9 protein-coding genes are annotated in these 8,330 nt (G+C 27.2%); all 9 read right to left on the bottom strand.

The window, feature by feature from the left end; genetic code table 11:
- The coding region (locus AJ887_RS01480; RefSeq protein ID WP_148124049.1) for a hypothetical protein at window positions 1-269 on the bottom strand (269 nt) is incomplete at its 3' end.
- A gap of 1,033 nt (window positions 270-1,302) precedes the next feature.
- Window positions 1,303-2,586 carry a hypothetical protein gene (locus tag AJ887_RS01475; protein ID WP_070284718.1) on the bottom strand — a complete coding sequence of 428 codons (1,284 nt, stop codon included), beginning with the start codon at window positions 2,584-2,586 and terminating at the stop codon, window positions 1,303-1,305.
- On the bottom strand, window positions 2,567-3,841 hold the full coding sequence (locus AJ887_RS01470; protein ID WP_070284717.1) for a hypothetical protein: 1,275 nt from the start codon (window positions 3,839-3,841) through the stop codon (window positions 2,567-2,569). Before AJ887_RS01470 ends, AJ887_RS01475 begins: the two co-directional genes overlap by 20 nt.
- A complete protein-coding gene (locus AJ887_RS10350; RefSeq protein ID WP_261659760.1) occupies window positions 3,834-4,394 on the bottom strand; it encodes a hypothetical protein in 561 nt (186 codons plus the stop codon). The genes AJ887_RS01470 and AJ887_RS10350 overlap by 8 nt, the downstream gene beginning before the upstream one ends.
- Window positions 4,345-5,682, bottom strand: coding sequence for a hypothetical protein (locus tag AJ887_RS10345; protein WP_261659759.1), 1,338 nt, complete (start codon window positions 5,680-5,682; stop codon window positions 4,345-4,347). The genes AJ887_RS10350 and AJ887_RS10345 overlap by 50 nt, the downstream gene beginning before the upstream one ends.
- Window positions 5,683-5,775: 93 nt before the next feature.
- On the bottom strand, window positions 5,776-6,327 hold the full coding sequence (locus tag AJ887_RS10135) for a hypothetical protein (RefSeq protein ID WP_186820925.1): 552 nt from the start codon (window positions 6,325-6,327) through the stop codon (window positions 5,776-5,778).
- Window positions 6,242-6,625 carry a hypothetical protein gene (locus tag AJ887_RS10130; RefSeq protein WP_172592839.1) on the bottom strand — a complete coding sequence of 128 codons (384 nt, stop codon included), beginning with the start codon at window positions 6,623-6,625 and terminating at the stop codon, window positions 6,242-6,244. The genes AJ887_RS10135 and AJ887_RS10130 overlap by 86 nt, the downstream gene beginning before the upstream one ends.
- Window positions 6,626-6,798: 173 nt before the next feature.
- Window positions 6,799-7,575: a hypothetical protein gene (locus AJ887_RS01450; RefSeq protein WP_070284716.1), complete on the bottom strand. Its 777-nt coding sequence runs from the start codon at window positions 7,573-7,575 to the stop codon at window positions 6,799-6,801.
- Between the two features lie 13 nt (window positions 7,576-7,588).
- Window positions 7,589-8,330: bacteriophage T4 gp5 trimerisation domain-containing protein (locus AJ887_RS01445; RefSeq protein ID WP_070284715.1), on the bottom strand; the 742-nt coding region annotated here is incomplete at its 5' end.

Genomic DNA, 8,330 nt, shown 5'->3' with positions numbered 1-8,330 from the left:
ATTTCTACGGAATACATACCTCCTAAACCGCCTAAAGCATAAAATAATTCTTCGAAAATGTCTTCTTTGTTAAATTCAAGTTCTTCTATGTCAATAAGATCAGGAGTTCGGCTACATTTTTGTAAATTTTGATATATTTTGACTAAAATCTTGATTTTTTGTAGATTACTTTCAGCCTCTAAATAAGAATTTAAGTGTATTATTAGGGTTTTTATGAGTTTTTCTCTATTTTCTTTATTTTCAAAAAACTCAAGAGGACTGTGATTTATAGTTAAAATAACCAAAAGAATATACTTGAAAAATTAATAATACAAAAAACATATACTTTTTAAAAAATAAAATTTTTCAAATATAGAAATTCAATAGAAGGAGAGAAGCTTAGTTAAAAGTTTGTTTGGTAAGCCAAAGGGAAAATTATAGCCCCCTTTAAAAAAGGGAAAACAAGTGTTAATAACACTTGACTATAATTATACAAAGTAGTATAATTATTACTATAATTTTGTTTAACATTCTGTATCACCTCCTTTTTGGGCGTGATTGAATGCTAAAGGGGTTGCCGCCCCTTTGGCATTAACCCTTATGCAATTATACCAAAAACAAACTCTTTAACTTCTTAAAACAGTCCATGAAAAGATTTTACTTGTTATTCTTTAGCACTTTGTTTTTTGCACCTTCATTTTTATTTGGTGCAAATATTAAAAATATAAAAAAATATAGAAATTCAATAGAAGGAGAGAAGCTTAGTTAAAAGTTTGTTTGATACCGCAGGTAACCCACTCCAGTTGCCCCAAAAATTGAGCTTGGTTAATATGCCTTGACTATAAATAAACAAAGCAGTATAATAACCACTAGAATGAGTTTTATGTACCTCCTTTCAGGGGTTTCACAATTTAGCCGTAGGGGGTCAGCCTGCGGCTTAAACCCTTAATGTAATTATACCAAACAAATTCTTTAACTTCTGAAACAATTTATGAAAGATTTTTGTATAAGTTTTAATATTTTAATGAAAATTTAGGTGTAAGCTATAAACAAGAAGCCTTTCGAGCTAGCTAAGAATACTTGGCTTTAGTTAGGAACCTCCTACTTCTAAGCGTTAGCGAAAGTAGGAGTAATTCACAGTTTTCATTGTTTTAAAATTTTTCTCTTTGTTATTAATAGATAATTTCGATATATCATATCTATCCCAAAAGATAAGCTCTAAGGGTCGTTGTAAAAAATGATAAGCTAAGCTTATAAAAATAATCAAAGCTATAAGCACACCACAAGGTATATAAAATCTTTTAAGTTTGTAGAAGGGTTTATTCACGGATGCTCATATTTATTTAAATTAGCTTTTTCTAGCATTTTATTGTCCCAACCTTCTGGTAAATCTTTTATGCTTGGATAATAAGGGCGTAAAAGTTCTATATAAACTCCTTTCTGATAGGAAAGCTCAAAATAATACTTTCCTAAAGCAGAAGGGATAAACTTTGCATCTCCGTGATAATTTCCATCAGAATAGACAAAATTAGGGCTATCAAAAGGGCTTCTAGGAGAAACATATGGGCGCACTCCTATTTCATCATAAGCAAAATAATCATATATGCTAAATTTAAAAATACCATTATTGCCAAAGCCATAATCATAATAATCATTAAAATAACCATTTTCTCCTTCAAATCCCATATCAAGCAATATTTTTTCATAACGCTTATTTATTTCTTCGTTTAAATTTTTATAATCTATTTTTGTGTCATCCATATAAGCTGCAGGATTAAAAAGAAGCTTGGTTTCATCTTGAAACAAACCATAAGAAAGCTCTAATAAGAAATCTTTTAAACTCCAAACCAAATAAGCATAAAAATACTCATCATCAAAAGTGATTAAATAATCTTCATCTTTTTTATTTTGTTTTGCTAAATAATCAAGCATAGCAAGCAATATTGGATTTTTTTTAATATAACTTTTATCTTTAAAATTATTAGCTTGTTCTTTTGTAAGAATGCCAACTTCTCCTAATTGATCATAAATTTCATCACTAAATACGAAAGGTTTTATGCCATAGTCTTTATTGATTGCATCAATATAATTTTTTATTATCATTGTGTTTTTACTATAAAGTTCTTTCACATAGGAAATGATTTGTTCTTGGCTTAAAACTTGAGTGTCTTTTTCTATTTTGCATTGATACTCTAAATTATTTGGACTTTCAAAATAATAACCCCCACCCATACCATCATAAAATTTAGGTTTAATATAATTAGGATTTTTATTAGCAAGCCATAAGGGATTTTTTATCTTTTTAACTTCTTCTTCTAAATTTTCAAATTTAGCGGGTATGTATTTTGGGATGAGTTTGTTGCCTTTTTTATCAAAAACAATTTTACCAAGATATATGCCAAATTTTGGATTATAGCATTCAAGCTCATTCATATCATTAAATTTCCAAAAATATTGCTCGCTAGGACAAATATTATTATAACTTTTTATGTTTGTATTTATGGCTAAATAAATAGCATAAGGTTCTTTTCTGGTTTGTAAGAAATCTTTATGTTTAAATATATTCTTTATGGCTACTTCTAACATATCAACCCCTATATTTTTCAAAATAAAATGTGCTTATTCTCGCATCTCTTTCACTTGGAGAAAACCAATAAATTGCAGGTTTATCTGAAAATATACTGTATTTATAAGGTTTAACTCCGACACAATCTGTATAATTATTACTAATTATGCATTTTTTATCATACGCCCAAAACATAACAACATTTTCAAATTTAAAATATCCATTAGAATATATGAGTTTAAAAATGCTTTCTGTATGTTGATTTTTTATTTCTTTAGAATTATTTTTATCAATATAAAAATGTCTAAATTCGTGAAAAAAAGTTGATAATATCTGTTCTTCTTTGTTTTTTAAATTCAAATATAATGCTTTTTTTCCTACACTATTATAAGATCCGTTATTGTATTGTTTAAACTCTTTATAAATAGTTGGAATTGGTGGTTCTATGTCGAAAGCTTTTACCAAATCTTCAAGAAATTCTTGAAAAAACATAATTTTTTCCTCATCACTTTTGTTTGAAAATTCACTAAATTTTGCTTTATAGCTTGGTATGATAAAAAATTTCTCATCAGAATAAACATCTATAAATTTTTTAACAAATTTCTCTCTTTCTTTTAAATACTTATCTCCATCACTTACACTTTTAATAAATTTTTCATTAGCTAAATCAAATCTATAATAAATATAAGCAATTTTTCCTGCAAGCTGGGGATAATTTTTAAAAAATTCATAATTATTTGTTTCTTTTGCTTTTTCTTTAAAACTTTGGCAAGCTTTTAAAAACTCTACAGCCTCAAGAACACTAAAAATACAATTTGTTTGAATTATATCACTATTAAAATCATTCCTTAGTTTGCTTTCTTTTACATCCTCATCCCTTCCAACTCCTACTCTAAAGCTCATATCTATAACTATATGAAAATCTTCTAAACTAGGTATAGTTTTTTCACTACTATAAGCAAATAAAACTATGTAGTATTTATAATCTTGTATGTCTTCTTTAGGCTCGTTGCTTCTATTTATAGGCAAGCAAAAGGATAAAATATTGTCTTCATAGCTTTCATTATAAATCAAATCATCATTTTCAAATAATACCTTAAGATTTTTTTCATCAATATAGCCATTACAATCATGTAATAATAAATTTAATTTTTCTTTGCTTTCACATTCTACAAAAGCCCATTTTAGTTTTTTATCGCTTTCTTTTTCTAATTGCAATTCTATATAAGTCCCTGGTGCAAAAGAAGCATTTAAATCAATATGGGAATTTTCATGAAATATTAGTGTTTTATTCATAAACTTTTCCTACAAATATAATTTTATTATCTATTTTTTCAGGGTAAGCCACTTTGAGTGAGATTATATTTTCCCCCTCACTCCGCACAAACTTAGCTTGCTTACTTAAATCCTCTAATAACTGTGCTTGTGCCATACCTATGCTACCACTACTGCCAAACTCTCCCTTTTCATTGATACTATAAAGATATAGATTATCTTTTATTATGCTTTGCTCTTTTTTATCTTTTTTGCTTGTTTTGTTTTCTTTTTCATTACTTTCTTTTATTTTTACTTCTTTAAAAGTTTTAGAACATTCTTTATTGGTATATAATCTTACACAACATTTTCCCCAGGTTTTTCCTATTTCAAAGGGATAATCTTTTAAAAAGCTAGGTTTAGTATCTTTAGCTATTTCATTGATTTTTAAATAATACTCCCCTTCAGGCAAAGTGCCAAATCTATCTTGAATGCTTTCATCATCATAATAAAAATAAGCCTTTCCACTTTTGCTTTTATCTTTTTCATCTTGGTAAAAATAATGTGCAATTTGTTTTTTTACTTCTTTTTTCATTATCTGCCTTAGCAGTACCACTTCTTGCCATGTAAGAATTAATCAATTCATTTCCTTTGTAATGATAGACATTAAATCCATCATAAACTAAATGATCTTTGGCCCTAAATTTAAGTATGAGTCCGATTTTATGTTCAGTATAATTATTAAATATCCTTTTAGCATTTTGCAAGGGAGTAGGAAAATAAGCTTTGCTTTCATCAAGCTTTACTTTAAAGCTATAACAATCGCTAAAATACTTTTCTTTATCAAATCTTATCTTACCTTTTTCATCACTGCGTCTTTTTAGATTGACTACTCTTAAAGCTTCATTATGTCTAAAACCTTTTATGATAATTTTTGCATTAATAATAGGTCTATTGTGTTCATCTTTTAAATATAAAGTGATAAAGCAAGGTTCTTTAGCACTGGATGAGGATTCATTTAAGTGTTCTTTTGAAATTTTGTTAAAACTTGTATTGTTGTAGAGGATAGTCTGTTCTAAATTGGTTTGAGAGTTTGTATTGTCATCTTGCAAATATAATACCCCAGATGGCAGGATACGGGTTTTATAATATTCACGAAGTGAAGTTATAGAAGGAGTTAAAGAATTAAAAGATTGGTTTTGAAGTATTTGAAATACTCTTTTATAAATAACCATAGGTGTAATTTTTTCTTGATCTATAAAATGAATATTAACCGTTCTACCTATTTTTAAGGGATCTAATTCCTTTTCTAGAAAGAAATTTACAAATTCTGCAAGACTGCTATCACTTTCAAAATCAAAATTATCCTTTAAAGGATAAAGTTTTAGATTGGAAATACAAATAGGTTCATAAGTTTTAGCACTAATATGAAATTTTACATCTTTATTAAATGCTATACTTGTGCTTCCAAAAGCAAAAGCTCTTTTAGCATAATTGCCTGAATTTGCATCTAAATAATAATGAATTATTCTAACTGCCATTTTATTTTCATCGTATTTTTCGTATTTATTTTCTTCATTATTTTCTTTATCTTTAATGCTTTTATCTTTATTCTTATTATCTTCATCAAGAAACGGATTTACACCTCCATATACCTTAGTTTTTATGATATCGTCTAATTCTAAAATATATGTTTCATTTTCTATTTTATCTTTAAATTCTCCAAGTTCTTTTTCACTAAAAACACTTTTGAAAAAATTTTGAAATATCCCAAAATTTGTAGCATTGGTATATCTATCTACATATTTCATATAATCAAGTGCTGAAGCTTGTATGATTATTTCTTCTTCATCTCTTGCTTGATAATCTTTACCTATAAGCACACGGTTATCTTTTCTGGCTAAATCAACTTGGCGGTGTGCTTTGCCCCCAAAGATAATAGGATAAAATTTCTACTCCATAATCGCCTTTTAAATTTAACGATGCCATTCATCCCTCCATTGCATATCATGAAATAATTGATAATATAATCCAGGAGGATCAAAGTCATAACGCATTTCAACTTCGCCACAATTTGTAATGGGATAATATATGTATTCACGATTGTTTTTATTATCTTTATTTTTCCAATATTCTACAGTGCCTTTTTTAAATTTAAAGTCATGGTCGTTTCCAATAAAATATTTTTGTATCATTAAAGCAAAAACAGAATAACCAAATTTTGAATAATAACCAGTATCACCACCAACGACAATAAATCTAATATCATAAGGCATAAAAGTAAAATCACCCAACCTATCTTGTAAGAGTAAAGAATATTTAAGTTCTAAATCATCTGTTAAAATTTTTTCCTCCTCAAAAGGTCTTACAATGCTAAAACCTTGCATTATTTTTTGCATATTTTCTTCTTGGCTTTTATTAAGATCAATTTGTTTTGCAATATCATCGATACCAAATTGTTTGCCGTTGCTGTAAAATTGACAATTTAAACCTTTCTTTGCTTGAATAATAGCAATTAGTGATATCAAGCCAATCTCCATCTGCATTCATAACTAGTGGATCATGTGCTTGGTTATAAAGTTTTTCAAGCCAATCTTTAGTAGCTCTTTCAAATAATTCATTTTGGCTTAATCTTCTACCTTCTTTTATGCAATAACCCTCTTGATTAAGTGTTACTATAGGACGTAAAGTCACTTTTACATAACCATTTTTAATTTCGGTATAAAAAAGTAATTTATATCCGATAAATAATATAGCTACAATCCAAGTTAATTTTTTTAATTTTGTATTAAATAAAAAATTAAGCCTATAAAAAAGTTTTTTCATTTATAATCCTAAAATCTAAGCTATTTTACAATAATACTTACAATAACCACTAGAATAATTTTTAATCTTTGCATTATGATTGTTATATTTTATATTCAAATCGCCTAGAAAACTTATCGTATTTAAAATAATAAGGTAAATTTTCTATACCTTGTCTATCTTCAGGACTTAAATTATTTTCCACATGCATTTAATCTTCCTTTGGCAATATCTATGAAATGATTATATCTTTTTGCTCCATATATTGCTGGGTATATCATTTCTTGAATTTCGGTTTTTAGTTTTGTTTTGTATAATAAATCCATTTTTTCATAAGAATTAATCATATTTTCTAATAATTGTTCTTTTTGAGGTATAGAACACATAAAATTTGTATCTAAAGTAAATCCAAAAAACAAAGTATTATAATTCATAAAATTAATTTCAAACATTATTTTACCTAAATTATACTTGGGCGGTAATTTTTCAATTTCACTCATAAAGACAAGAAAATTATCTACAATATTTAAATAATTATTAATTTCTTCTAAATCAGTGCTATTGGATGCGAGATAAAAATAATTAAGATTATTTTGCATTTGCAAACCAAACAATACATCCTTATTTTTAAGAGCTACTAAATAAGCATTATCTAAACCTAAAATTTGCATAAATTTAAAATCTTTTTTGAAATGATGCATATAATTTAACAATTCTTTTTGATTTGTTTTTAATTCTTCATTTAAGTTTTGTTCTTTAAAAACTTTTTTAAATTCTTCTTCATTGCTCTTAAATAGTTTATACATATCTTTAGCACTTTGATATTCTTTTTCATGATAATACTTATCCCAAAAGATAAGCTCTAAAGGTCGTTGTAAAAAATGATAAGTTAAGCTTATAAAAATAATCAAAGCTATAAGCACACCACAAGGTATATAAAATTTTTTAAGTTTGTAGAAGGGTTTATTCATTGTTTATCCTTTATTACTCTGCTTTAAGCTCTCCACCTCTAACCACAAGTCCATTAGAGTCTATAGTTACTTCAACTCCACCTGCTTTAATGATAACACAATCAGGTTTTGCATTAATAATTGTTTCTCCTACCTGTATAGTCGCTTCGCTATCGGCTTTTAACTCATGAATAGTTTTTGCGTAAGTTGTGATATTATCAGCTACCATGCTTGTATTTTTATCACTTTCAAATCCTATGGATTCATTACTTGTAAAAAGAATATTGTCTTTGCTTTTATAATCCATCTCTTTCTCGCTTAACACTTGCATTTTATCACTGATATTAATATCATAATGCCCCTCAACCACCTCCTTTTTATTTCCCTTCACATTCCTTATCTCATCCTTATGGATAATAGTATTTTGATTAGCACCTATTTCTATGTCTTTGTTTTCTCCTACAAACTCATGAGAGTTTTTAGCCACTCTTACTTTATTATCTACTCCTACATTTAAGGTATTGCTTAATCCTACTATGGTATCTTTAGATAAGCCTACATTAGTTAAGTATTCTCCTCCTATATTGACATTTTTAGCTAAGTCTATGGTTTGAGTATGAATCTTTTTAATCCTTTCATTATAAATTCCATCCACTATAGAATCTTTATCATTTAAAATTCTTTGAGTGAAATTATGCTGGACTAATTCATCATAATCCTTTTGGGCTTTTAAATAAATTTGTTCTTTGTCTTTTATATTTGAGAGGGTAAGTTCA

It is taken from the genome of Campylobacter sp. BCW_6466 (assembly GCF_001762835.1).
Taxonomy (GTDB): domain Bacteria; phylum Campylobacterota; class Campylobacteria; order Campylobacterales; family Campylobacteraceae; genus Campylobacter_D; species Campylobacter_D jejuni.
Note: the sequence above shows the minus strand (reverse complement) of the source record. Positions and strands in the feature narration are given on the sequence as shown.

Bases quoted from the DNA above. Each gene is read 5' to 3' on its own strand.
- AJ887_RS01470 (WP_070284717.1), bottom strand. From the start codon at position 3,841: ATGAATAAAACACTAATATTTCATGAAAATTCCCATATTGATTTAAAT.
- AJ887_RS10350 (WP_261659760.1), bottom strand. From the start codon at position 4,394: ATGAAAAAAGAAGTAAAAAAACAAATTGCACATTATTTTTACCAAGAT.
- AJ887_RS10130 (WP_172592839.1), bottom strand. From the start codon at position 6,625: ATGAAAAAACTTTTTTATAGGCTTAATTTTTTATTTAATACAAAATTA.
- AJ887_RS01450 (WP_070284716.1), bottom strand. From the start codon at position 7,575: ATGAATAAACCCTTCTACAAACTTAAAAAATTTTATATACCTTGTGGT.